The 26,132-nt window shown below is 53.2% G+C and carries 20 protein-coding genes, 1 tRNA gene and 1 pseudogene; 7 read left to right on the top strand and 15 right to left on the bottom strand.

Annotated features, from left to right (window positions below; genetic code table 11):
* The first annotated feature begins 2 nt into the window (after nt 1-2).
* From SH139x_RS27040 to SH139x_RS27025, 4 genes are all read left to right on the top strand, one after another.
* Nucleotides 3-674 (top strand): histidine phosphatase family protein, encoded by a 672-nt coding sequence (locus tag SH139x_RS27040; RefSeq protein WP_488352830.1) that lies wholly within the window; start codon nt 3-5, stop codon nt 672-674.
* A gap of 83 nt (nt 675-757) precedes the next feature.
* Nucleotides 758-1,474, top strand: a complete 717-nt coding sequence (locus tag SH139x_RS27035) for a manganese catalase family protein (RefSeq protein WP_488352829.1) — start codon at nt 758-760, stop codon at nt 1,472-1,474.
* A gap of 225 nt (nt 1,475-1,699) precedes the next feature.
* Nucleotides 1,700-2,182, top strand: coding sequence for a YybH family protein (locus tag SH139x_RS27030; protein ID WP_488352828.1), 483 nt, complete (start codon nt 1,700-1,702; stop codon nt 2,180-2,182).
* A 271-nt stretch (nt 2,183-2,453) separates the two neighbouring features.
* Nucleotides 2,454-2,527, top strand: a tRNA-Pro gene (locus SH139x_RS27025).
* A gap of 266 nt (nt 2,528-2,793) precedes the next feature.
* On the opposite strand, the gene SH139x_RS27020 is transcribed toward SH139x_RS27025, so the two are convergent.
* The 5 genes from SH139x_RS27020 to SH139x_RS27000 all read right to left on the bottom strand — a co-directional run bounded on the left by SH139x_RS27020 (nt 2,794) and on the right by SH139x_RS27000 (nt 10,765).
* On the bottom strand, nt 2,794-3,960 hold the full coding sequence (locus SH139x_RS27020; RefSeq protein ID WP_488352827.1) for a hypothetical protein: 1,167 nt from the start codon (nt 3,958-3,960) through the stop codon (nt 2,794-2,796).
* Nucleotides 3,961-4,369: 409 nt separating this feature from the next.
* Nucleotides 4,370-5,587: an ankyrin repeat domain-containing protein gene (locus SH139x_RS27015; protein WP_488352826.1), complete on the bottom strand. Its 1,218-nt coding sequence runs from the start codon at nt 5,585-5,587 to the stop codon at nt 4,370-4,372.
* Between the two features lie 211 nt (nt 5,588-5,798).
* The gene (locus SH139x_RS27010) at nt 5,799-7,823 is read right to left on the bottom strand and encodes a serpin family protein (RefSeq protein ID WP_488352825.1); all 2,025 of its coding nucleotides are present in this window, start codon (nt 7,821-7,823) and stop codon (nt 5,799-5,801) included.
* A complete protein-coding gene (locus tag SH139x_RS27005; protein WP_488352824.1) occupies nt 7,816-8,337 on the bottom strand; it encodes a sigma-70 family RNA polymerase sigma factor in 522 nt (173 codons plus the stop codon). Before SH139x_RS27005 ends, SH139x_RS27010 begins: the two co-directional genes overlap by 8 nt.
* Nucleotides 8,338-10,087: 1,750 nt before the next feature.
* Nucleotides 10,088-10,765 carry a hypothetical protein gene (locus SH139x_RS27000; RefSeq protein WP_488352823.1) on the bottom strand — a complete coding sequence of 226 codons (678 nt, stop codon included), beginning with the start codon at nt 10,763-10,765 and terminating at the stop codon, nt 10,088-10,090.
* 178 nt (nt 10,766-10,943) lie between these two features.
* On the opposite strand from SH139x_RS27000, the gene SH139x_RS26995 reads away from it, so the two are divergent.
* Nucleotides 10,944-11,120: a hypothetical protein gene (locus SH139x_RS26995; protein ID WP_488352822.1), complete on the top strand. Its 177-nt coding sequence runs from the start codon at nt 10,944-10,946 to the stop codon at nt 11,118-11,120.
* Between the two features lie 222 nt (nt 11,121-11,342).
* On the opposite strand, the gene SH139x_RS26990 is transcribed toward SH139x_RS26995, so the two are convergent.
* The 8 genes from SH139x_RS26990 to SH139x_RS26955 form a co-directional block, all read right to left on the bottom strand.
* Nucleotides 11,343-11,657: a transposase gene (locus tag SH139x_RS26990; RefSeq protein ID WP_488352821.1), complete on the bottom strand. Its 315-nt coding sequence runs from the start codon at nt 11,655-11,657 to the stop codon at nt 11,343-11,345.
* 164 nt (nt 11,658-11,821) lie between these two features.
* Entirely contained in the window at nt 11,822-13,771 is a 1,950-nt protein-coding gene (locus tag SH139x_RS26985) for a CocE/NonD family hydrolase (RefSeq protein ID WP_488352820.1), read from the bottom strand.
* Nucleotides 13,768-15,033 (bottom strand): acetyltransferase domain-containing protein, encoded by a 1,266-nt coding sequence (locus SH139x_RS26980; RefSeq protein ID WP_488352819.1) that lies wholly within the window; start codon nt 15,031-15,033, stop codon nt 13,768-13,770. Before SH139x_RS26980 ends, SH139x_RS26985 begins: the two co-directional genes overlap by 4 nt.
* Before the next feature lie 133 nt (nt 15,034-15,166).
* A complete protein-coding gene (locus SH139x_RS26975; protein WP_488352818.1) occupies nt 15,167-16,216 on the bottom strand; it encodes an MBL fold metallo-hydrolase in 1,050 nt (349 codons plus the stop codon).
* A gap of 483 nt (nt 16,217-16,699) precedes the next feature.
* Nucleotides 16,700-20,143: a protein kinase domain-containing protein gene (locus tag SH139x_RS26970; RefSeq protein WP_488352817.1), complete on the bottom strand. Its 3,444-nt coding sequence runs from the start codon at nt 20,141-20,143 to the stop codon at nt 16,700-16,702.
* On the bottom strand, nt 20,140-21,795 hold the full coding sequence (locus SH139x_RS26965; RefSeq protein ID WP_488352816.1) for an outer membrane protein assembly factor BamB family protein: 1,656 nt from the start codon (nt 21,793-21,795) through the stop codon (nt 20,140-20,142). Before SH139x_RS26965 ends, SH139x_RS26970 begins: the two co-directional genes overlap by 4 nt.
* 32 nt (nt 21,796-21,827) lie before the next feature.
* Nucleotides 21,828-22,373: an ECF-type sigma factor gene (locus SH139x_RS26960; RefSeq protein ID WP_488352815.1), complete on the bottom strand. Its 546-nt coding sequence runs from the start codon at nt 22,371-22,373 to the stop codon at nt 21,828-21,830.
* Nucleotides 22,374-22,506: 133 nt separating this feature from the next.
* On the bottom strand, nt 22,507-22,662 hold the full coding sequence (locus tag SH139x_RS26955; RefSeq protein ID WP_488352814.1) for a hypothetical protein: 156 nt from the start codon (nt 22,660-22,662) through the stop codon (nt 22,507-22,509).
* A gap of 1,079 nt (nt 22,663-23,741) precedes the next feature.
* Here SH139x_RS26955 and SH139x_RS26950 point away from each other — a divergent pair.
* Together SH139x_RS26950 and tnpA are read left to right on the top strand one after the other, a co-directional pair.
* A complete protein-coding gene (locus SH139x_RS26950; protein WP_488352813.1) occupies nt 23,742-24,566 on the top strand; it encodes a hypothetical protein in 825 nt (274 codons plus the stop codon).
* A 540-nt stretch (nt 24,567-25,106) separates the two neighbouring features.
* Nucleotides 25,107-25,262, top strand: a pseudogene (tnpA, locus tag SH139x_RS26945) (IS66 family insertion sequence element accessory protein TnpA); the annotation flags it as partial.
* Here the strand turns inward: tnpA and SH139x_RS26940 are convergent.
* Together SH139x_RS26940 and SH139x_RS26935 are read right to left on the bottom strand one after the other, a co-directional pair.
* Entirely contained in the window at nt 25,224-25,511 is a 288-nt protein-coding gene (locus SH139x_RS26940) for a hypothetical protein (protein ID WP_488356167.1), read from the bottom strand. The pseudogene tnpA and the gene SH139x_RS26940 sit on opposite strands and share 39 nt — an antisense overlap.
* A gap of 127 nt (nt 25,512-25,638) precedes the next feature.
* Nucleotides 25,639-25,935, bottom strand: coding sequence for a hypothetical protein (locus SH139x_RS26935; RefSeq protein ID WP_488356166.1), 297 nt, complete (start codon nt 25,933-25,935; stop codon nt 25,639-25,641).
* Between the last annotated feature and the right edge of the window lie 197 nt (nt 25,936-26,132).

Raw genomic sequence — 26,132 nt, 5'->3', positions numbered from 1 at the left:
GTTTGCACCTCTATTTGATTCGGCACGCGGAAAGCGAAAATAACGCCAAAGCGGAGCAGCAACGAGTCGAAGATCCAGCGATCACGTCTCGGGGAAAGCGGCAAGCGTCGGCGTTGGCTGATTGGTTGACAACGCTGCGGCCAGATGTAGTGATCAGCAGTCCTTTTCGGCGGGCTCTCCAGACTGCTGTACCAGCGATGCAACGGCTGGACTGTTCGCTTGAAATTTGGGGCGATGTGTTCGAACGAGGTGGATGCTATCGAGGTTGGCATGCGGAGAACTACCAAGGCGCGGAGGGGCTTGGGCATGCGGAAATCCTGCAGCTGACCCCCACTGCGATCCTTGACCCCACACTTGCTCCGACTGGATGGTGGCAATGCCGCCCACGCGAGCGGGATAAGCAAGCGAGCGAGCGGGCGGTTGCAGTCAAACGCCGGCTTGAAGAGAGGTTGGCAGACCGGGAAATGCGAATGGTGTTGATCACGCACGCGGAATTTCAGCGAATTTTATTGGAGCAGTTGCTGTCGGAGTTTGGCATTGACGTGGCAAGTCTAGGCCCCATTTGTAACGCGGGTGTGACTCATTTGAAATTGCAAAATGCGGCTTGGCAGCTTCATTGGTTTAACGCTGTCACGCACCTTCCGACCGAGTTGATTACGGATGCCAAGGGTTAGGCGTAATCGGCACTTGCTTTGCAGGCTAATTGGAATGATGAGCGAAATTTCCAAGACGCCTCTCTATTTGCAAAGGTCATGCCGTGTATCACCATGTCAAAAAATTGATGTATACCGTTCGTGTTGATGAACCTAACCCGCATTTTGGTAACATGTTGTTGGAGCAGTTTGGCGGAGCGAACGGGGAGTTGGCAGCCGCCATGCAGTATTCCATCCAGGGATTGAACTGCGAGGATCCCGCCCGCAAGGATTTGTTGATGGACATTGGCACGGAGGAGTTGAGTCACCTCGAAGTCGTTGGCACCTTGGCCCGCCTGCATCTACAGCCGATGAAACATCAAGCTGAGGCGGCTGAAGCGAATCCCTTGATCGCTGCGATTGGTGGTGGAGGCGTATCGTTAAACAATTCCGCCGGTAATCCGTGGACAGCCGATTATTTAAAGATATCAGGTCAGCTGGAAGTCGATTTGCGCAATAACATGGCCGCCGAATCGCGTGCTAAGATTACTTATGAACGCTTGCTTAATCACACAGATGACACTGGTACGATTGAGGCGTTGAAGTTCTTAATGACAAGGGAGACAACGCACCTTAAAGCGTTCGGTGCTGCCTTGGAAAGCATGGGCAAGGGCCCGCTGGAGGTGGGCGATATGCCTGTCGAACCGGAGTGGATCAACCTTTATTTTAATGATTCGACAGGTGAAGGCGAGTTGGGCAGCGATCACTCTGGGCCGTGGAACAGCGGAGGCGATTGGAGCATTGTCGACAACCCTGCCTATGATCACGCCCGTGAGCGTTAGGTAATTGCCAAAGGGTTAGTTAAATCGCGAGCAGTGTTTAGCGTCGCCTTTCGCTCGGCGAAATTCCGAGCAAGCACTGCTTTGGGGACAAACTGAGGGCCTCATTGGTTTTCGTTTTAGTCTAAAGTGAAGGACTGTTCTATATGGTAACTTAGCTGAAGTTAATTTTGCTGGTCTCAGCATTTTATGCCGATAGCGAACACGTCCTTGCGAGAGTTTTCTGAAATGAAATTTTTAACCGCACTACTTACTATGTCTGCATGCGTGGGGTTTGTAGCAATTGCCTCACCGCGTTTGCTTGGTGAGCAAGAGCTAGAGCTAGCCACTGAGAAGACTTTGGCCGAGGAGCAGATTCGTGAGTTATTGATCAAACAGACGGCTGCTTGGAATCGAGGGGACATCGACCAGTTTATGAAGGACTATTGGGAATCAGACGCCCTATCATTCACTTCCGGTGGGGAAGTCACGCGGGGGTACGAGGCTACGCGGCAGCGATACCACGCGCGATATCCGACGGCTGAGCGGATGGGGAGGACGACCTTCAGTGAGTTAGAAGTGACAATGCTTGGAGGTGACGCGGCGTTTGTCTTGGGGACTTGGCAGCTGGAGCGAGCGGATGAGCGTCTGGGAGGCAAGTTCACGTTAATTTTGAGACGATATTCGGGCGAGTGGAAAATCGTACACGACCACACTTCGTTGAAGCCTTAGTGATGAGCGGGATGTGGGTGTGGCCTGCTGAGGGTCGCGTTCATGGTGGGCGATTGAGCTTTTCGAGAGGCGAGACTCGCGTTTTGTCTATTTTGTCACCAGCCACCCCGGTGTGACAGGATCAACGCTACCCTTGCATCGAATGCCACCCCCGGAAGTGCGGTTCAGTGTGCCTGGAATCACACTTTCAGAGGCGGCGACGATGCGTTATGATTTTCATATGGAGACGTTTGGTCTACGTCCAGTTTGCAGGGACGTAGTCAGGGTAAATCGGGGCGTGGCTCAGCCTGGTAGAGCGCTGCGTTCGGGACGCAGAGGTCGCAAGTTCAAATCTTGTCGCCCCGACTTGAAATCAAAACAGCTCGTCGCATTATTTTGCGGCGAGCTGTTTTTCGTTTGAGTGCAGCGACTTACGTGATCTTTGCAAGCCAACGTGGTCGGTTCAAACAGTGCATCCACTTCAGACGATGAAGAGGGGCAATTGCTCGAACTAACTGCCGGATCGGAATTTACGGAGTTCAAATCCTGTCACCACTTTTGGTGTCCGTCAGCTTGGTTCGAGAAGGCGCAACACTCGCCACAAGGAGATTGTCAATTCAAGCGGCCTTGTCTCACTCCGAATCTTTAACGCCAGGATTGTCCGCTTCGGGATCGCCGCCATGATTGTTCTTCTTGTCGTCATAGTCAGGGTCGGCATGTTCATGGTGGTCATGGTCGTGGTGGTCTTGTCCGCCAGGGCCAAACGACCCGCGACTGCTAAAACTCTGTGGCCCCATCGCGTCAATGGCGAACGTTTTGTAATCGAGTTTCAAGGCGGCGGCGGTAATGCGCAGGGTTGCTTCATCCATGGTGGCCCAATGCGTTACGTGAACTTTGCCCTGCTTGAGTTCCCAGGCAACCAGCACGGGTTGCGATTCGACCGGCGGTTGCAGCGAATTATCCATCCAAAGGAAACTTCCTACCGGGGCGTTGTTGGGGAGCTTGCCACGGAAATTCGCTGACAAAATGGCGACGTGTTGGCCCTTCTTGAGCGGCTTGGTCTGAGGAATGACATTGCCTTTCGCGTCGAAGACCGTAACGCCGACCCTGCCGTCCACCACATCAACGGTCGCCAGATTTTCGGCATCCTGGACGATTTTGAAGAGCGGATTCTTTTCCGGGTTTGTCTTCGCCTGTTGCAGTCGCACGGCGTCAGCATGGGTGTGTTGTTCGATCGCGATGGCCGCGACCTGGAGAATGTCTTTATCCGCACGGCCGAGATAGGTTTGCCGATTGCCGAAACTTTGGGCAAGCAGGTAAGGTGTCGATTTCAGATCCGCATCCGCCACGCGACCCAGATCGTAGCTCTCGTAATTCTTGGCAAACTGACTATTGATGTACAACGATTGAGTCGGGTAGAGCGTCCATTGAAACTGGGGTGGTCTGTTTTCCGCACCAGGAATCGCGGCGACCGGGCCTTGCTCCTTCGCAACTTTGCCGACGACGATCAATTGCGCGTTGTAAAACGTGGCATACGATTCATGCTTTTTCGCAGCGGCGATCTGCTTAGCGGTGTACTGACTCTTTAGAACTGGCGGTGCGGCTTTGGCATGGTCAGACTGTTGAGCCACAGCGAACGGCCCAGTGCTGCTGACTGCCATCACCAACATGATTGCCAACAGGACAGCGACGCCCCCTATAATAATCGCCAGCGAACTACGGTGAGAATGGGTAGCCGTGGCTGCTTGAGTTTGAAAGGAAGGTTGTTGATCGTCCCGAGGTGTGAGCTGCTTAGACATATCGATGGCCTCCGCCGTTTCGTGTAGTGACTGGGTTGAAGGTGGGGACGAGACGGGTTGTGAGAAGTTCCTGGGTATTTGAGAATTCACCAATTCCGAATGAAATAGATGTGACAACCAGCCCTGCTGTTTGTCACGACATTCTAAATGATTGTGTCTGAGTTCTCGGACAATTCCTTCGGTCGCTCAGTTGAGAGCAGTCTCCATGTCGTATGAACTCGTCATCATATTGCGGCGCTGAGGTGCCCCAAACATCAAAACTAAGGTGACATGTACGCTTCCAAACCTCGAGTAACTGTCGTAGGCCTTTAGGCGCCAACGAACTCAAACATGCTAAGATGAGAGCGCGCTCCTAAGAACGTCTGCCACGGGGAGGGTACGCAACCCGTTTTCCATTCCACATGCACGATTACTTGTCCTCTGCCGTAAGCAACTTGAGGGCTTCCGTTCGCATACGCTTGCGTGCGATGTCGATCGGCGTCTGGCCTTTATTATCCTTCGCTGTCGGCGAAGCGCCCGCTGCCAGAAGTTCGCTGATGACGTTAGGTCTTTCGATTAAAGCAGCCAAGTGGAGAGGTTGTTTCCCACTGGAAAGAGTTGCCGTTGGCGATGCCCCAGCCTTGAGCAGCAGTTTGACCATCTCAGCGTTATCATGATCCCAGGCGACAAAATGGATGGGCTGCCAATTCTCAGCCGGATCCTCAGCAATGGGTTGAAACGAGATCGTTCCGTTGACGTCAGCACCCGCGTCCAAAAGCAATTTGGCCATGGAGAGGTGATCGACCTGGACCGCCGTGCAAAGCAAACCTGTCAACACTGTCTTCGGATAAAGCTCGGTCTTCATGTCGGCTCGGTCTCTGTTGAGCAAGAACTTGGCAATTCCCACATGTCCTTCGACGACCGCCAGATCGATTGGCCTTTGCCCAGGCCCAGTCCCTCCTTCAATTCGCTCGTAAGTAGAGGCAAGCGGGCTGCCTGCCTCAATCAGCGTTTGCAAGGTCTTCAGGTGACCTCCCATCGCCGCGACATGGGTCAATTGCCCTTTCTCTGTCGATATACCACAACAGAGATAATCGCAGGCGAAAGGTTTCGACGGATCCGCTCCAGCCTTTAGCAAAGCACGAACGACGTTAAGCTTATTCGCCTTGACGGCGGAATAGATGGGCGCGTACCCGCTCCGACTAGGCGCGTCCACCTTCGCACCCGAATCAATCAGCAACTGCACCGTCTCAACGCTGCCTGACCTTGCCGCACAATGCAGCGGCAAGTCGCCTGGTTGCAAGAGCGAGACCAAGAAATCCTCAGAGTCATAATCTAATCGAGGTCCTAAATCATCCCCCGTTTCTGGACTTTTCTGCGCCACATCGACCGCTGCACCGGCGTCTAGTAACCGGCGAACCAGCGCAGTATTTCCAGCCCTCGAAGCCAAGTGAATTGGTTGCCAGCCAACTGGGTTGACCTCAACAACCGATGCCCCTTTCTCAATCAATGCGTTGAGTTGCTTAAGATTGTTTTTCCGCACCGCATCGAACACGTCTGCCTTGTCGTCCGCGTTCGCGGAACGGACAACGAGCGTACCGAACGCAACCACCAGAATGCAGATGGAAACGCTATTAAAACGCAACATACTCATTCTATTACAGAACATACTCACTCCTCGGTTGTTAACGCCAATTGTTTGTCGTTCATTTGCCCTAGGTTTATTGTAGCCCAAATCGTGAGCAAATTATTAAAAAACTTTGTAACGAACTATCCACGTGCTGGCAGTGATCAATTCGGGCTCACCGTTTTCAAACAGTCGGCACGAACCACTGCTGCCACTGCATATTAGTCGGAGATCACTGCTCACCGGTTGGGTTCATCATCCGTCCGGCAAACAAAATGCTGCCGGTTTTATTGTCTAGGATCAGGAAGATAAATGGCCGCAACGCTTTGAAAGTGCGAGCGGGTGGGGCCGCGGACTCAGTGACCTCAACTGCAGTTGCTGCAGCGGCTTCGGTGCCGACTTCATTGACTTCGACGAAGGCTTTGTGCCGAACACTAGAGATAGACAGACCACCCGACTCGCAAAGGCCCGTAAAGTCTGCATTCCCACTGAATGCCGTCGGCATGCCTAGTTCTGTCAGTGTTGGAACCATCTTATACTCCATTTCCATTTTGAATTTTGGCAGATAGACCTCTACTTCGCCTTTTTCTACCGTGCGGAGCCACCGCACCAAATTTCTACGATTAAGTTGCTGTTCCAGTTCTGGCACTCCATCGTGCTTCCTTGGCAGCAATACAAACATCGATAATTCGTGGCCGGCATAGGGCATTTCGAGTATTTCCAAGTGAGTCTTGCCCCGGTTAGATGTCCTATTTCCTTGGGCGTCAAACGCGGCGTAGCCGAAGGGAAAGTAGCCGTTGAAGGTATTACGTTTGTTATCTGCATGGAGGGGATCGAACCACATCGTGGGCGCAGCGACCTTTTCCCCGCTGGCCGTCGTGAACTGCAAGTCGTTGGTTTGCTTCGCATCAAACCGTTGCGACCAATTGCCTTTGAAGTAGATGGCGTTGGTCAGGACCAGCCGTGTGTTCCCCGTAATAACAGGCGGATCCTTAGGCAAAAGCTCTTTGATCTTCTGTTCGGTCTGATCCTCAACCCATTGGTTGATCCGCTGGCGTTCGCGTTCGGGGTTGTGAATAAAGTCAACCTTCCTCAATAAGGCTCCGTACGGCTCGTCGAGCGCTTTGAGAAACTCCGGGCGCCAGCGGTAGGACTGCTCGCCCCACAGCGCGTTGGCCACTTTCAATGAGTACGGCTTCTTTTCGCGATTGAGCCGATCGTTAATGGTGCCCATGCCGGTGTGAATTTTGGCCGTCTCCCAGGGGATCCGTTGATCGTCAACGCCAATGCGCCGCACAGCGTCGGGAAATCGCAATACGTCGCCCATCTCGCGGGCCGTCTGACCACGCGCCCCTTCCATGGTCATCGCCAACGCGCTGGAGATCGAATAAGGCGAGAAGAAGAGATTGCCGTCTTCGTTTTCTTTGGCTATTTGAGCATAAAGATCCCAGGCGAAATCACTATTCGCCTCCATCGTCAGCTTGAATGGGGCCTTGTCCACTTCCGCCGCCAACAATTCACCTGGTGTTCCTTCGATGCTGCCCAACGACGTGGACAAAGTAACCAGGCCGGAAAGCACAAACACGCGCGTTAGTGATCTCAACATCGGTTTCTCCTCTTCTGGATTCGTTTGGTGGGTTCCAACAATGAAGCGTGTGCCTCGGGCGATTGCTTCGCCTTCCGGCGTGGTAATTCGCAGTTCCGTCGGTTCGCTGCTGCGCGGTGGCTGCTCTCGATTTTCCCCGCCAACCAATTCGGCTAACAATTCGCCGCGATCCAGACGAACGTGTGTCGGCTCAAGAAACTCATAGACCGCCTCGCCAGTCGGCGTAATTTCCCAATGAGCCGCCACTAGCTCCACCGGAGAAGCGGGGGTGGGGTCTACCGGCGACAGAGGGCTGGAATCACCTTCCGTGATCTGAGGCTCGGGAGTCGCTGGCCAATAGTGCCAGACCGCAACCGCCACCAGAAGACTTGCGGCGACTCCGGCAATCGCCGCGAACGCGATGAATCGGCGTGAGATCTGCGTTTTGACCGGCAACACTCTGTCCACTGGCGGTTCGATCTCAGAGACCTTGTCTCGTTTCAGCACCTCTTGTAGTAGTTGAGAGTGAATACAGTAAGCAACGAACGCATCACGCATGGAAGCATCATTCCGCAGCAAGGTGTTCAATTCCTCTTCCAGCGACTGGTCGAGCGCGTCATCGGCAAATAGCTGGCACAATTCGGCCAGCCTTGGATCGATTGGATCAGGCATGCGGCTGCTCCTCAGAGATTCTTCGGCCAATGCAGTCGCCGAGCGTCTTGTACGCTCTGCTGAGTGCGACATAGATGGTGTGTGGCTTGCGATCGGTCACTCTTGCGACGTCAGTTCCACGTAAGCCCTGTCCATAGCGCAACTCGACAAGCCGACGAGTTTTGGAGGTCAAAAGTGAGAGACATCGCCGAAGTGCTTCAGTCATTTCAGCAGAATCAAGCGAGTCGTATTCGTTCCAATGACCTTCCAGCAAGTCGAGTACGTCTCCGGCCAGTGGCACGGGTGTGTTCCGCTGCCGACGCAGATGCTCCAGTGCTTTGTTTCGCAACGTCAAACGAGACCACTTCAGGAGGTGAATCGAATCGTCGAATGACTTGACGCGTCCCATCGCAACGACGATCAGCTCCTGGTATAGATCTTCGGCGGCGTGTTCGTCACGCACTATCGACCAAACGTACGCCAATAACCGGGCACGGTCGGATACGAGTATTCGTAGTGTCGCTTCATGTTCCATGGATGGTCCTCACCCGTAATATTGCGCGAGATTCCAATGTCTATACATCGATTCGCGAAAGATTTTCGCAATTTTCGCAATTTTCGCAATTTACGCGGCTTCCGCGGCATTTCGGCAAGAAGCGAACGGGGAACGTGAGCGTTCTCGGCGACGTAACAAGAACGTTGCAGAGGCACGCATTCCCCTCGGTTGCTCGCCGCCGCCGTTGGTCCTCACTAAGCAGGCTGCGTTTCTCGCTAGACAGTTCACTACGCACCCTGAATTCGGCCCGCAGGTACTAAAAAGTTTGCTGCAGCTCACGGTTGTCGAAGCGCGCACGAATAAAAAGTGACTGGAGAATCTCGCGAACGGCTGTTAATGCGTAGGAATTATGGGCAGCTTTTTTTGTCCATCAATACACCCATTTTAATTGTGCCAAGGAGAACGCAGTGTCCTACTGGCGAAGATCAGGCAAATCTATTGGACTCATCATCTTACGACTTGAGTCACGTATGTTCTTAAAGGTTGATTTCAACTTCGACGATTCTTCGGTCTGGCTGTCAAGTTTCGCTTCGGAATTGGATTCCAAGGGGGCAAAGCAGTCGTCGCAAACTGTTAATCCCGCGTGCCCTAACTCGACGAGACCGTGGTTTGGATTGAGACCACCCGCGCGAGCAGTATCGTCTCTAACCACTCTGAATTCGTTTAACAACACGCAGTATCGAGCATTGACTGCAAGATCGTGGCTGGCCAACCGTCGAATTGAACCCCAAAAAGTTCTAACCGCGTCTGGTTGACCCGACTATCTTTCAGACAAAGCCCATCGTCGTTTTCGGCGGTGGGCTTTTTGCGTGGAATCACAGCGATTCTCGCTCATTCTCTTCGGTTCAAACGGCGTCCCGTTCCCAGAGGATTGCCGAATCGACTTTGCTGCAAGTCGTGGCCTGCACGGAGCTTCGCTTGGTTCAAACAGCGACTCGCTGCTGGAATCGTATCGGCAGTCAGCTAGAATCCGCTAATTGGAGTCATTGGCACGTTGATGAATTAGAGTGGTAAAACTGAATGAACTCTGGCGGCGTTTGGTTTGCGATATTAGCTGCGATCTTTGCTGGCTCAGGTATTTACGCAAGGAAGCATGGTAAACCGAGTGTTCGGAAACCGTTGATGCTCGTGATGTGGGCTCTTGCACTGATTGCTGTTGTCATCGGGATTGGTGCGATCCTCGGAGGTAGCTGAATTCACCGCTGGCGACCACTTTATGCCGCCATCACCAACCGCACGAAATCGCCATCCCACTGGGCGACAGAGGCGAGAAAAAGTTCAACTGGGCCTCTGAACGCTCGACTGAAATAATGCGCACCGCATTTCAAGGCGGTGCGTTTCTCCCTAAGTCCTTCTGCTGCTATAGCTTAACTGGCGTATTAAAGTTCAGCCTCCGATACGCGGCGGCGTCTTTGGTAGGGCGGGTCGCATCATCCGTCGCACAAAACGCGGCGATTTCAGGAGCTGCGAGTTCAAATCCCGTTGCCCCTCTCGGCCTTATGGCGACGGATCTTCCCTAGCGAATCGAGTTTAAGACACACCCGTAACTCGCGTTTAGGTGAAGGATGGCGTCGTGCGGCGTCGGCGAAGTCGGACTCCTGAGCAACAGCGATCGTCCGTAATGGCGATACTCTGGTCGGCCATCGTGACCCAGGACGATTCGTCATGGGTCAGAAACGCGCCGCCAAGAACTGGCAAAAGCCCAGTTTGCCCTATTCGCGTTTCTTCGTCATCCCGGTGAGGGCGCGACCAAATAGCGAGGTGAGCAAGCACGTGAAGTTCGGGGGCACCGCTCGCCAGCGGGTTGTCGGCGGACAGCCTGGAAATTTTGAATACCCGACGAAGTTGCGTAGGTATTTTCGTTTAAGCCGGCAACTTGCAGTGTCCCCGCCACGCCCGCGTATTGAAGCGGGAAGTTGGCAAGCAGCCTGTTAGACTTGTCCCAGTCGAGCTTTCGCTTGCGATGTCGCCGACTAAGCCAGCGACGCCACGCACGGTGAGCAAGAAAGCGAAATGTTTTCAGCGACTCTCCATTTCCCGTGATTCCGTAGTACGCATCGTGACCTCGAATCTTTTGGCATAGAGCGGCATGCTGGTCCACAATCCGATCATGGCGATGGACTTTGCACCAGCTACCCTTGGGAATCTGAACACGTCGCACCGGTGGTGCTCGATAGGTTCCCGAATGGACTCGGCTGAGTAGCGATTGCGGATTGGCAATCAGATTGACCTCGTGCTCCGCGGCCGTTTGGCCGTCGACTCCTGATGCACCGTTTTTACGCGTGCTTCGGTAGGCTTCGAGCAACCACTCAAGATCGATCAAGTGACCAAGACTAGTGAAAACCAACTCCGGAGAGCGTTTCGCCAACTTGGCTATCCGATGCTGTTTCGTTGATACGTTGTTCAAGTTTCTGTGCACTCGACGTAGTTCCCAACACCGGCTGTTTGATGTGGCATCTCGCTTCCCTCCGGCGGGTCCGCGCCGAGTAGCGTGTTCCCCGACTTCATCGGTACTACCAAGATGCCCCGATTCCCTGTCATTCGTCTCACCTCGCTTCGGTTCGCGTCGCTCGGTGATATCACGGATGCAGACGGTTGATTTCGTTTCTCTTGGCGCCACCGTCTGCAGGGCAACAAGCCTTGAGCTGCTGACCCGGTACTCCATCCGGGATTTTGCCGTGGAAATGAAAGGGCCTCCCAAGTTCCTGGGGAACCCCGATGTTCATCTGCTCATGTTCTTCGACCCCGGCCGGACGATGTGATGCTTGCCAGTATCGCATCAATCATGCTGCTCCCGCTAAAAAGAAAACGTAAGCTCCAGCGTGCATTCCTCTTTCGAGGCTCAATAGCATGGCTTTTAAACTCACTGTCTACGCTTTGCAGCGCCGGTCACCCGAACGCCACGCAAGACTCGTTTCCGACTGCTGGCTAGGCTTTGTCGGGTGGATTTTCACCACCGGGTTCCTGCAAGAGGTTTCAAATCATCAACGTATGACTATCCTCTCTCTCCAAGCTTCTTGGCGCAACTTTTTTAAGATGTCTCGTTCGCGCCGCGTGCGCTGCAGCTCATCGCGAAGTTGGCTTACTTGGTCATCCAGCATCTTGGCCGCAGGTCCACTACTCGCAAGGGTCTCCGCTTTCCAAAGATACAGCAGATCCGTACTGCCGACACCTAAGTTCTTTGCGACTGAGGCAGCAGAATGCCCATCGAGCATCATCTGCACAGCTTCCTCTTCAAATTCGTCGCTGAACGTTCGACGCGGCTTTCGGCTAACAGAAACTTCCTTACGCTTGGCCATCGTAGCTCTCCTTGGGATACGCTTCCAAGCTCCAAATTATAAGTGTTACCGTGTCCCCAAAACCCCGACCACCTCAACGCAACTAGAGCGGGCTAAACCGTGAAAACGCCTTACGAAAGGTATGCAAGCGATACAGCCATCTCTTCTTCATAGGACTGCACTCTTTATGGCCTACTTTCGCTAGGAACAAGGTGGAATTGAATTCGACTGCCCGTGTGGACGCTATGTATCGCTTTGGCGAAGTCGGCATCGCTGGCCTGGTAGATGTTCTCGACATAGTTCTGCGGATTGCGATCGAATAGAGGGAACAGCGAACTTTGGATTTGCACCATGATGCGGTGGCCGGCTTTGAATGTATGGCAAACATCTAAGAGTTCGACTTGAACCACTGAGACTTCGCCTGGTACCAAGGGACGGGGACTTGAGTATCCGTCCCTATAGCGGCCCCGAATTTGCCCGCAACGCACTAGCTGCTGGTAGCCGTTCATCTTGACGCCGGGAGTGTCGGTGGCCTGAGGCTGGCGATCCATGGGCAAGACATCGATGACTTTTACGATAATGTCCGCGTCGGTGTGATCCGTGGAGAATTTGAGGTCCGCGATAATTGGCCCGACTACAAAGAGATCACTTTCGAGCGGCTCCGTTGCAAAGGTAAGTACATCAGGACGCTTGGACGCATGCCTCTGGTCCGACGTCATAAAACTCTTCGCAGGGAAAAGCTGAAATTCATCGCTTTCGATGTACGGAACGGGCTTCGCCGGATCACTAACGTATTCGAACGCAAGCTCGCTGTCTTTGGGTGCAGAGCGCGCGAGGCGTTCATCAACATCCAGATAAAGATTGAGAGCCTCGGCAAAATGATCACGCTCCTCAAATTCAATCCATCGCTTGGCTCCGGTATCGAAATAGGACAATTCCGGCAAGTGCGGAGCTGCGTCGCCTTTCAGATGATGTTCAAAGAATGCAAGTTCGGCGGCGACTTGATATTGATCCACAAGCCGTTCACCGAAATGAAGATCCCCAACGCGGGTCTCGTCCGAAACCTTCTTGTGCTCGCTGTGTGCCCAAGGACCAACGACGATCCGGCAATCACACCGCGGGTTGTTTGCATTGATAGTCTTGTAAGCGTTGAAAATACCATAAAGATTCTGCTCGTCATTGAAGCCGCCGACGATCAGTACCGGACACTCGATACCTTGCAAATACTGCAGTGCATTCCGCGACTGCCGGTATTCGTCATAGTTGGGATGCTCACAGATTTTTTTCCAAAAGTAGTTGGATTCGGGAATAAGATCGCCATAATTGCTGAGCGTTCCCTTCCTCAGATAGAAGTCGTAACTATCTTTGGCTAAACCGAATCGTCTGCCATCGGCCCAGTAGTCGAGTTGGTTCTCCCACCAGGGGCCTTCGTGCCGCTCGAATTTTCGCGTACCGAACCAATCTAGGATCGGCACATAGGCCAAAGTAAACATTCCGTTACGATTGAAGTCTTCGAAATAGATGTCGACGCAAGGTGCTGCCGCAAGAACCGCTTTCAGATTCGGATGCTTGGTGACGCTCCCCATCAAAGCGGTGAAGCCCATGTACGAGCTGCCAAACATTCCGACATGTTTATTATGGTTGTCGACATTTGCTAACAGCCACTCGATTGTGTCATGGGCATCGGTAACTTCGTCAACTGCGTCAGGATTCAGCTGACTATAGACTGGCCTGAGATTTTCAAACTCTGGATCACCGTCACTCATCGAACGACTTCGCAAGTCTTGGTAGACGAAGGTGTACCCCGCTTCGACCATGGCCGCGTTGTACATGATCGGGTCCGCCAACGCGTCACCGTAGGGCCCGCAGCCATAGGGGGTTCGACTAAGCAGGATTGGGTATTCCACCGAACGGTCACTAGGCGAGTAAATCGTTGTGTGCAATGTCACGCCATCGCGCATCGGAATCCGTACTTCCTGCTTCGCGTAACGCCGGGTTGTCACGTCCGCTCCAACGTCGCGCTGCTGTGCGTGCAGGGACCTGAAGTTGGTTCCCGCGGCAAGAAAAATCAGCGTGGCCAGTAACAACAGACATTGAGGTACCGCGTTGGTCACCATTCGTCTCAGTGTTCTCATAGATAACTCCAAACGATACTATTGCCATTACGTTTGACCCGCCCGAACCACTGACACATTGGATACATCAACACAACGACTAAGAACCACGCCAAGTAGACTTGCCACAAGTCTTGAAAGCCAAACTCGGGATGGAGAGGTGTGTTTTCACTTTGACTGTAGATTGCTTGGAAAGGCGAAAGCGGTACGCCGCGGACAATCCAGTATGTGAGAATGGACGCAATGTGAATAAGGTAAAAGTGCAGCACATAGAAAAACAACGGCACTCGACCGAAGACCTGCAAGTGCCTTACGAAATCACTGTCTTTGCTTAGTCGTTCAAGCCAGCCGAATACGAGGCACGCCGGTCCAAGGGTCATGAGTAAATAGGCGAGCGAAGGTGGATACTTGGTTGTCCGAAGGAATGAGATCCCTGTTCGCATCCAGTCCGTTGTTTGCACAGGGGCCGGCAAGTTCGCTTCTGCCGATACAACGTTTTCTAAACTCGCAACACTTTGCAGATTCCAAGGCCGTGGATCGCCGTACACGTTCGCGAACCTTAAAATGAAAAAGCCAACACACAGCAACATGCCAACTCGAATGAGCAAACGACTACGCTCCATGGGTGGTTTCTGCAAAAATGGGGCGAAGCCGAAACCAGTCGCCATAACACCGAGCCAAGCCAGCACTGGATACCCAACCTCCAGGTTCGCCCACTCGATGTAGCCGGGCCCATCGTGAATCAGCGTCCATACCCAAGCAAGGCTCCCAAAGAGATTCGCATCCATTCCGTCCAGCAGATTGTGTCCGAAGATGATGATTAAGCCTGTCGCTAAAACGGCACGACTTGGAAGCCAGCACAGGAACGCCAGCCCGATCATCGAGCACCCGATAGCGGATAGAACAAGAAACATCCACGGCACAATCGAGACGGATAATGCCAGTGCGAAATAGATGGCGGTGTGATCGAGAATCACTAACCACAAGCCTCGCGTCAACAAATACATCATCAGTTGTTTTCGATTGGCAAGCTTCATACCGTGAAAACAGGCCGAGATTCCAGCCAAAAAGACAAACGTTGGCGCGCAGAAATGCGTGATCCATCTGGTAAAGAACAATGGCACCGTTGTCGTAGCTGGATCCTCGGTCATGATTCGCAAATCGCCAAAGAAGTCGCGACAGTGATCGAGGGCCATCAGCACCATCACCAGGCCTCGCATGGCATCGATACTGCTAATTCGCTGGTTCAATAAACTGCTTTCGTTTTCGAGGCATGGGGGCATAGCCATCGAACTCCTAAAGAAACAGTGACTTCGTATCGACTCAACTACTTGCGTCCTTGTGTAGGCTTGGTCGTGAACTTGCAAAAGGATAACCGACAGCCCTACGGGCAAGGTCGTGCCAAAGTGTGATTGACTAGAAACCGGCTGCCTCGTGCAGTTGCTCAATTTTCAGCTTGGTTTCAACGCCTGCCATTCCTATCGGCCAACTCTGTACAGCATCGACTACTTCCAGCCCCAGCTCCTGAATCGCGTCGTAAACGCCCTTGGTCCTAGCACTCATTGGCTGCCCCGCTCGGAGCCAAATCCCATCATCTTGAAAGAGCAATTTTTCTTTGGGAAAATAGAAGAGTAAGTAGTCATGCGTGTGCTGAGACTTAATGCCGATGTCATAAACGAAGACCGAGTACGCTCCGTCCGAGATTTCCGTTGCACCTTCGAAAGTCTTCAGTACAAGTTCTCGTGGGTGCGTCTGCAGGTCGTCCGGTTGGAGCGAATGTGAATGTTTAACTAGCTGTTGCACGTAGCCCACAGTCTTCTCCGTCGTTAACACCGTCGCGCCTTCGGCAACCAGCGTGCGTACGCCGCCGAGGTAGTGCGGATGGTGGTGCCCAAACGCAAAGTACTTAACGGGCTTGTTAAGGTTCAGCTTCGAAATCGTGTCCATTAGTAGCCGGCCATTGCTACTGGATTTCGGTGCATTGATGAGCATGAGAAAGTCCTCGAATTCGACTAATACGCTACGCGATTCGGTATGACTCAAGGTAATGAACGAAACATGGTCACTAAATCGCTCAACACTGCAGATCTCTTCCTGCTCCTCTTCAGGCTGCAACTCCGCTACCTCAGGAATGGAAGTCAACTGTGTTGCGTCTGCCTCTTCACAACTTAGGATTTTTGTTTCGCAAGTTGTTACGCCAAACGTCTGCTCGACGACCGTAGTTGGGTACACCAACCCGTGCGAAGATTTTTCGTTTGAGTAGCTCATTTCAATCGCTTGGTCGCCCCACATCTCGTGATGAAGTTTCCAAATGACCTTTTCAAGTCGCGATCCGGGTTGCGAAAAGTGAATTTCGTACTGGCTGTTCCCATGCTTGCCCGATGCGATCAATGCGTTTGGATCGACTTGCACTGCGAGATCGACGTGAGCATTCTTCGATGATGGAGCGTCGATGGCGTTCAGCATTTCCTGGAGTAGCGAAGCGGGCGAGTAGCGACAACTATTGCGCAAGAACTCGGAATGATCGGCGAGCGCAGACTTGATCGCTTGCCCACTCGAATCCAACTGGTACAGGGAATTCGCCGAGTAAGAAATCTGCGACTCAGCCGTTCTCTCGCCGCGTTGATCGGTTTTGTGTAGTTGAGCGAGAGTGCCGCCAATCGTGAATTCGCCGAACTGCTCGCTTGGTGTCGTTTCCCAAGGGCGACTCAAGTGACCAAACGAACGCAGGTTGCATCGAAACTGAATTTCCAGTGGCCTTTTCTCACCAACGTAATTCAAAGCCGCCTGTTGGAATTTCGAAACCGAAGAGCTCGATGCGTTCACAGCCGTTACTTGAGCTTCTTGAGACCAAAGATTGTCCGTCAGTCCGCAGAGAACGACGATCGAAATGACGAAGATGTGATGCACGGAGTTATCCAATTTGAGCTATAAGGACGAGGTATAGATTTAACGCGAGGGTGCAACGCTGGCAGTGTCACTCGCTGGCAAGCTCCAGATCCTTGTGGCGCCGTTGCTGCCAAGGATCTGAAGGCGTGTTGAGTTCATGTCGGTTTTCATGCCAATGATGTTGCCAGTTCCAATGTCGAATTGTGCCAGAACTTTCAACGTTTCAGCATCGAGACAGGTAACATACGGTTGGTTGCTGGAGGCAACAATAAGCACATTAGAATTCTTAGGCGAGACCATGTTGCTGACCTCGTTGCTGAGGATGCGTTTTGAAACCAACTCCTCGCCACTATCTAGATTTCGCAAACTGACTGATCCATCAGCATGTGCAACAGCAACGCGAGAATCGCTGAGGAGCTGAAAGCAACTAGCAGCGGCACTATTGGTAAGATCCACTGTCGTCAGACACTGCCCGGACTCCACCTCCCAGGTTTTCAGCGTTCCGTCGAGAGCCAGAGAGGCGACGAGGCGATCGTCCGGCGAAAACTGGAATTGAATCACCCAGTTGTTGTGACCGGCGAAGCGTCGGATGGCTGCACCACTCTGTACATCCCATAAATCGAACGTACCTTCGCGCTGCTCAGCTGAGTTGTCCCGATCGGCGGGACCAGCTAACAGCAAACCCGAGTGAGAAAACTCGACCGGCCGCACTCCTAAGCCGATGGGCATTGTGTGCAGTGTCGCAAGTGATTCGCTATCGCTTAGCTTGATCACCCAATCGGAACCCATCGTCGCAAGGCGTTGCTCTTTCTCGCTAACATCCACGCAGAAGATCTCGTCGTTGTGTAATTTGGTTTCATTCTCGATCTCACCCGTCGTCGTATTCCATCGCTTAAGCGCGCCGTCGCGGTGTGCGGTCAACGAGGAATTCTGCCGACTTAGCGCAGAGCCGTCTGTGACGTCCTGCATCCCACCCACGTAGTTGCAACGACAGTTGATGTCTTGCTGGCTGACCAAGTTGACGCGTCCGTTGAAATGGGTCACAACGAGCAAACCGAGTGACTGCAGCATCACGAGATCGATGATCGCTGGTGAGAACTTGCGCAGCGGAATCTCCAACTTGCTGTTAGTTGATAATACTTGCAAGTTGCCGGTGTTGTCCCCGAGAAACAGTCGCTTCGATCGGCCGATTTCAAATGCGGGTGCGTGGGAGCTCGTGAACTGTGGAAGCTGCCACGTTGCAAATGTCAGGTTGCTCTCGGGATCACTCGGATCGAGAATTTCATCGACGTCAGCATGCGAATCCGGCAGTGAAAGACTCAGCACCCTACCGTCAACGGTGATCGCCTCCAACGCTGCGCTCGTCCAACGCAACTTGGTAATGGCGTTTGTTGCACCGTGAATGACTTTAAACTTCTCAAGATCATCTCTTGAAAATAGATAACACGAATCCGTAAGACTGGCCACCGCCAACCATCGGTCATCTGGTGATAGAGCCACTTCGGTAATACGCGACGGTAGCTTCGTTTCGGTCAAAAGTTCGAGAGGATTGTCCGAGAAAGCAAGCAGATAGTTGGCGCCTGTTGTGACTAACCAACGTCCAACCTTCTCATCGTGTACAGCTCGACGAGTACCTCCACGATCGTGTTGAAAAACCGGGCTCGCCATTTGAGTTCGCAAGTCGATACGTTGGATCGAGTCGTTGCTGCGCCCAACCAGTAGACTGTCACCGACCGTTGAGAAGGCCATAGTCGTATAGAGATTTCGTTCCAACGCAAACGATTGCAAAAGCTTGCGTGACGTGATATTCCAGATCTCTAACTTCGAATCGGTGGTGATGATCGCGAGTAACCCCAACTCGGGATGCAAAGTTGACTGGCGAATTGGGCCCGCTGCTTCACTTCGCAGCGACGGCCAATCCATTTGTTGACGGACCGAGTCCACAAACTTCCAAACGAAACCGCGATACTCAGGAGCGATATCTTGTAGCGAAATTTGAGCCTGCTGGGCGTCGCCATCCAACGCCTTCTCCCATGCCGACTCGAGGATACTCCGCTCCAGCATCTTGGCCATGCGGCCCGCATTCTCATCTGCCCGCGCCCGTTGCGATTTGACATCGACTAAAGATGCTTCCAGTTGCTCGGCTTTTTCCGCAACCTGCTGCTTGGCGTTTTGAGCATCATCCAAATTCTGTTGACTTTTGAAGTAGCCCCATGTCATCGCCACGAAGGAGACAAGTACGCAACTTGCAATTGCGCAGGCGATGACCGATGCCGCGCGATTGCGACGCATCCAACGTGAGGCGACGTACCAGGCCGTGGGCGGTCGGGCATTGACGGGTATTCCTTCAAGAAAGTTGTCGATGTCCTTCGAGAAGGCTGCCACCGAGTCATAACGCTGCTCGGGCTCTTTTGCGAGCGCCTTCATCGTGATCCAATCCAAATCACCTTGAAGTCTCCCAAGCCAATCGCCGGCCTTGTCCACCTGATCACGCCAGCTCTTTGCCTTGCCGTCACTGGTCACACGCAAACTCGGCGTTGGTGGGCGGAGAGTGTCGAGAACATTCTTTAACTCCCAGAGTCCATCCTTCAGCAACTCGTCTTTGCTGATCGGAGTCTGCCCGGTTAGCAAGCGATACAACAATACACCGAGCGAGTACACGTCGCTCCGCACATCGGCGGAGTTTTGGGACATGGTGGCTTGTTCCGGACTCATGTATTCCAGCGTGCCCACGATCTGTCCGTACTCGGTGAACAGAGTCTTGTCTGTCAGCGACAGATGCATGGCTTTGGCGATCCCAAAGTCAATCACTTTCGCGAGCGGCCCGCCAGAGTCGACCGTCACCAACACATTTGCAGGCTTGATATCGCGATGAATAATCCCTTTCCGATGCGCGTGTTGCACCGCACTGCAAACCTGCTGAAACAAAACCAAACGCTCTTTCAAACTAGTTCGATTTTCATCGCAGAATTGATCGATTGGAATGCCATGCACCAACTCCATCACAAAATAAGGGCGATTCGATTCAGTGACACCTGCATCGATTACGTTGGCGATCGACGGGTGCTTCATCATCGCCAGAGCCTGACGCTCGGCCTCGAATCTCGCCAGAATGGTCTTCGACTCCATCCCGGGCTTGATCCACTTGATCGCCACCTTCCGGCGTATCGGCTGCGTTTGCTCCGCCATGAACACCACGCCATGTCCACCTTCGCCAATGCGTTGCAAGATGCGATAAGGTCCGATGTGCGTTGGGAGCTCGCTAGCTGTTTCCGTAGTCGTAACGTGCGTTTGCGTCTCGCCATCATTCCCTGCCAGCTTGCCGAGCGGCCCGGTCAAGAACGAGTCATCTTTCGAGTCTGCATCTAGCAGTTCACGAACGAACCTCGAAAGCGATGCGTTCTCAGATTCGATGGCAGCGATCCGCGATTGTCGCTCGTTTTCGTCAAGTGGCCTGAGCTCCAGAAACACTTGCTGAGCCCGCTGGTATTCCTCTGGAGTCATTTCACCTGTTCCTTCAGCTTCATCAAGGCCGCTTCGATCTCCGCGTTGCCGGGGAAGTCCTCGTTCGCATGCTGCAGAATCATAAACCGCAAGTCGTTCAACGATTGTTGTCCTGCGGCTTGGGCTAGTTCGATTCGCTGCGCGACGCTCAACCTGCCGTCTTTGCGCAGAGCAGCATATTGTGTGAGTGCTGCAGTCTGCCCCTGCTGTTCGAAAGTCAAGAAGATTAACGCAACCGGATCTTCTTGCGTGGCGGCTCGACCTCGCTCTATGCCGAACATTATCGTTGAACGCAAACCATTGTTAAGCTCTGCGTCGGATACACCACCCAACTGGTTTGAGGTTCCCGAAAGGTTGATCGATAGCAATTCCGAACCGCTGCGAATAAGCAGTTGACCGGCGATCAACGACGGTGGTGTCCAGTAGCGACCAGCGGGCAATTTAAATTGCAAATCAGCAGTCAGCCTGTCTGTTTGCACGCCAGCTGCCTCCGGAGAGTCAAGCCGCTCAAACACAGTCAACCTGCCTCTGCCATCCAGTAGCAGAATGCGACCATCCACTTCCAGCAAATTGCCATCACTAAATCCGCGTAGTCGTCCAACGAGCTCTCCGGTTGTTACGTCAATGGCGGCGAGATAGTTGTCCGTACTTCCGATCGCAGTTTGCTCGTCCAACATCATCCAGTTTGTATAAAAGAAATCAGCCCGTGCTTGATGCCACAGCTCTTCAACTTGCCACTCTGACTCCTTCGGAGAAATCCGCAGGCATCGAGTTCCGTTGCAACCCTGGCCGGCGATCAACAATCGCGAATCATCGATGATGAGCGGACTCGGCACGTTGGTCAAACCGGACTCAGGCAACTCGTATGACCACAGTCGTTTTCCGTCGCTCTTGCGAATGCCCAACACTTGCTCTTCACTCACGATAACCCACTGGGCGACGCCTCCGAAGTTTGCGCTGGTCGGCGTGGCATAACTGAACGTAGTGCAATCACTTCTCCAATTGAGGCTGCCGTCTGCTGCGTTCAAGTTCAGCAAACCACCTTTCTCGCCGGCTGCCAGCACAACGACTCGCTCCTCTTCTAGCGATTCGACAATCGGGCTCGAGGAGAATCCGAACTGCACTGGAACTGCACCGTATTCCTCCACCAGATCTTTCAACCACAACTGCTCGCCATTTCGGCAGTCCAAGCAAATCAGTTGCCCAGTGAAGCTCAGTGCAATCAGTTTGGAACCAACCACCAGTGGAGTCGACTGCGGTGTGGCCTCCGCACCGCCAAACGTTTGTTGGTCGCCACGTAGTGTGGATTCAATCCCATAAGTCCACTGCTGCTGAGGCTCGCCTTTGAGCGTGGTATAGGCCGTGATCGTTGTATTAACGCTCGTTACCTCCGACTCTTTGTCGCGAGTACTCGAACCCGCGACGACATACAGCAGTTTGCCATCCCCAACGATCTGCGCTCGGCCCTGCCCGACATCAGCGATGCTAAGGGAAAAAGACTGCGACGACTCTGGAAACTTGAAAGCGTTATTCCAATTGCCACTGTGACCGTACTGAAAAGTCGCTAAGTCTTCAGCTGTCGCGGAGCCGACGATCAAGCAGGCTGTCAGTAGTGGCAAAGCAATCGCGCGAATCCGTTGGAAATGATGCATCTTAACCTCAATATGAGTAAGCGAATGAAGGTTCAAGACAAACGGGTTCGCAGCCAAGCTTTCGCCATCGCCCAATCACCGGAAACAGTGCGTCGCGAGACTTGCAACAGTTCAGCGGCTCCCGTCTCGCTTAGTCCACCGAAATAGCGCAACTCGATCAAGCGAACCTGTCGTGGCGCGAGCTTCGCTAGCTCAGCCAACGCCTCATCCAAATCGACCAAGTCAACCGACTGCGACTCTGCCAGCAAGTGCTCGTTCAATTCGACGCGCGCAAACTCGCCGCCGCGCTTCGTTCGATCACGCGCCCTAGCCTGGTCGACCAAGACTCGTCGAATGACCGCAGCGCAAGCACCGAAGAAGTGGGAACGACTTTGCCAAGCGAGCTTTTCGTTGCCAACCAAACGGATGTAGGCCTCGTGTACGAGTTCTGTTGGATCGCAAGCCGGAACCCCTTCGCGGTTCGATGCGGCGGTCGCGATTTTCCGCATTTGGTCATAGACCAGTGGTACCAGTTCGTCGACTGCATGCGACTCCCCGGCTGAGATGCGATTCAAAATTTGAGTAATTTCGTTGCTCATGGTGACCGAAGCTACTTCGAATTCCCTTTGTCTACCTCACGTCGCGACGAAACGCCGGGAATTGTGCAGCGAATTTAGTTGCGATCGGGTGCAGTTCCAGAAAATGGACGTAAAAACCCAGTAAATTGCCCTATCATGTTGCCAAAGTAGTAGGGGTTTCATTTTTGATGCTCATGTTGGCGGGCTCCCATTCCCAGTCATCATAAGCCTCGCTGCGGCGAAATTCGGACAGGTCTGTCATGGCAGTATCCCACTGATCGGGAATCACTTGGCCGCGCACTTGAAGCATCGATTCTGCATGCTGAGAATCGATCCGTCAAAGCACTCGATTCTACACTACTAACGCAACTCGCTCCTGGGTGTCAAAATGGGCGAACTGCGAAGTCTTGGCTGTCTGTAAAATGGCACTGCACCCGTTGCGATCCGGGCACCCTAAGAAATTAGAGTGCGCATCTGGACCAGTTTCGACGCGATCTAGTTTGTCGCCATACAGGTGGCCATGGCGGACTGAGCCCCAAAACGAGAAAACGAAGACGCCCCGAGACGGTCGCGGAATTTCAGAAAACGAAGAATAGTAACCAAGAAAGACGAAAGGCTAAAGCGATGCATTCCACAACCAACAACTCAATTTCGCAATTCTCTCGACATGCAAATGCGAAACTTTTTCTACTCATCGTGATCCCTCTCATCCTCTATCAGTTTGCCTCAAACGCGTTGTCTCAGGACCAGATCGCAGCTCCCAACGAGGCACCGCCTTCGACAGCTTGGATTAGCCGCCAGCTCGAACACTTCGCAAAGAAATTCAATGACGCTTCGGCCTGGGATGCCGAGTTCCTCGTGGAGGATCGACGGAGGCTCTCTGAACAAGTCAATGGTAGGCAACGTGCGTTACCATTTCCCCACGACGCCTTTCCTGCGCCACGATACGAGATTGGCGACTCTGTTGCGGGATATCCACCCTACCTTGGACTGAATTGTCGTGAGTTGAGTCTGCAAGCTCCGTTGGTTGGATGTGAGACTTCAATAAATCTTGAGCGAGACCCCGCGGCAAAAACCGGCAATCACGCACCCAAGATCGAACCAGTCATGTGCATCGTAGCGATGGGGCCAGACGACATCAGCGTCGCCGACCAAACATCTACTTCCAGAAACTTCCCTGACTACTTTTTCCAAGGCAGCTTTTCAAACACGCAAGGCTCCATCGATTGGGTCGCTCTTCGTCTCGCCCAAAATCGTTCGATTGGTATTGTCAATGGTCGAGTACTCGACCTAGCGCTCGGAAACTTTATTGTCGTCCGGCAGTACTCTGATGGATCGGTTCGGATACTCCAGCTTCGTGATCGGCTGCGAAGCGGGGCGCTCAGCGACGTGCATCAAACGATCAAAGCTCTCCTTAGGGCGGAAACCTGCCAGCGTTTTCTCGATGGCGAGCTGCAAATGACCGAGAGAACCGAAACGCAAAAGCAAGAAATACCAGCACAGCTCATGGTTGGATCTGCGGGATGGACGGACGAACAGCTCAGCGAGCACGCTAACAACTATAACGATCCAAATTTCTGGTCAAAAGCACTACTTGAAATGGATGTGAAGAATAGTTCGCCGCCAGCTGACATTTTCCAGGGCCTCCCATTCTCCAAAGTCGCATTTCCAGTTCCATATTATCTCTACAACGACGAACTCTACGGCGGGCTGCAGCTTGGCGGAATTCCATTATCACCTCCCTTCCGTGCAATCGGTGCCTCAATTAATCAACCATTGGCGATGGAGGATATTCCCGTTGGGAAGACTTACGCCGAAGTGGTCAAAACCGAACCCATTTTCTATATCGCGGCTGGGGGCGACGCTACCTTGAAGGAAGTCAATTCTGGAGCGATTTCTCGGAGCAAACCGCACTTCTTTTTTCAAGGTTCATTTGTCAGCAACAACGGCAGCATCGACTGGCTGGCTTTCCGGATGCAAGACGGAACTGAAATTGCTGTCGTCAACGGTCGAGTTCTGCGTTTGGAGTTCGGCAATGCCATCTTCGTCTATCAGGAGGAAGACGGTTTAGTGCAGATCTTTCAACATCCCAAACGCCTGCAAATCGATCAACGTGAAAATGTGGCTAGTGCTTTCACCGAAAAAGTCAACGAGCCAAACATCGTTGCCTTCTTAAAATCAGGAAGTTCCATGAGTTCCAATTTGAAATACTAATCACTGCAGGGCGACTTGCACGGCTAGCTTCCTTCTGTTTTCGTTTCTTGAAGTCCGGATCCCACTTTTCTTTCTCTTCGATCGGAGCCTGCTGTCCCAAACCGGAAAATGTGATCTGACTGCCACGGTCCTCGATCTGTTCGCCCCAAGTTCGCTTCACTTGCAAGCCGGTCGATTCAATGGCTTCTTCTAGCGAGATTATGATTTTTGCCTTCTGGGCTGCGTCGAACGTCTCGGCATAGAGTGGCTCCCAGTTGGTAGCGAACTGATAGAACTTGGTTCCACAAGTTGGCAGGATCGAGAGTTTTTCGAGTTGTGCCAAGCAGCACCCGAGATCACCGCGACGCGTACGACACCAAGTAGCGAAGTCAGCAGTTCCGCCATCTCGTCATCGAGCGGAGACTTGCTTTCGGCGAGTGTTCCGTCGAGATCGAATACGATGAGTTTCTTCACGAGGATTCCTTTTGGGCAGTTTCCAACGCGCCGGTAAGCGTACACAATAGCCATTGCGCGTGGGTCGTTGTTTGGTTGTAGGTTTTTGTGTTGGGACACGCGGGGTGTTCTGGTTCGAGACCTGGATCAAGGAGCAGTGCTGTGGCGAGGGTGGTGGATCAGGTGAAGCTGGAGGCGTGGCGGAAACGGTTGGCGGACTTTCAATCAAGCGGCTTGTCGGTAGCGGCTTTCTGTGCGCGGGAGGATATCGGATTGACTCGGTTCTACGATTGGTCTGGCAAGGTGCGTGAAGCGGGCGCGGAGGTCAGTCAGGCTGGTGCGGGAACCGCAGGTCGTGGTGCTAGCGGGGATGGTGCTTCGAGCTTGCTTGGTGACCAAAGCTTGGGCGCTGAGAAAGTTGGCTCGGGGGCTCGGGTTGAGATCTTTGTTGGTGACTCGATTCGCTTGAGTATGCCGCTGGGCGAGCCGGAAGTGATCGCTGCGGTTGTTCACGCGTCTGCGTACTCCGGAGCTAGCGAGTCGCACTGCGGAGCGTTCAGCTGTAGCGACTACCGCGGGAGCGTTCAGGCGCATCGAAGTGGTGTCTGGGCGATGATGCATAGTGCCCTGCCGGCGGTGGCTAGCTCGCAAGTCTATCTGTACTGCGGGCCGGTCGAAATGCGGCGTAGCTTTGATGGCCTGCTGGGCATCGTGCATCCGCGCCTACCGCCAAGAAGAACGCCGCGACAAAGCCGACCGCAAACAACTCCACGCCGCCCGCCGCCGCCTCCTCCGCCAAAACCTCACCACCTAAACCTGCCACTCCTGTACGCTTACGTTTGCGAACAAAGACACCGAAGCGTCGAGTCAGCTGGCGAACACGTGTCGATCGACCCGAGGCGACTCGCATTAACGACTTCTGGGCGATGGATTTCATGTCCGATGAATTGTTCGATGGCCGCAAGCCGCGGTTGCTGCATGTCGTTGCGTTTGGCAACCGGGGCTAGCCCGGATATTGCACGCGACGCATTCTTGCCCAATTTCCGTATTTGCTAGCACTGCAAGCAGTGAGTGGCGGCATTTGCTAGCACTGCATGTTGGTTAAAATAGGTTGGTGCAATATCCGGGCTAGCG

Source organism: Kothea flammea (genome assembly GCF_052161645.1).
Classification (GTDB): domain Bacteria; phylum Planctomycetota; class Planctomycetia; order Pirellulales; family Pirellulaceae; genus Laterigemmans.
The sequence above is the reverse complement of the archived record's forward strand: the minus strand, read 5'-3'. Positions and strand labels throughout refer to the sequence as shown.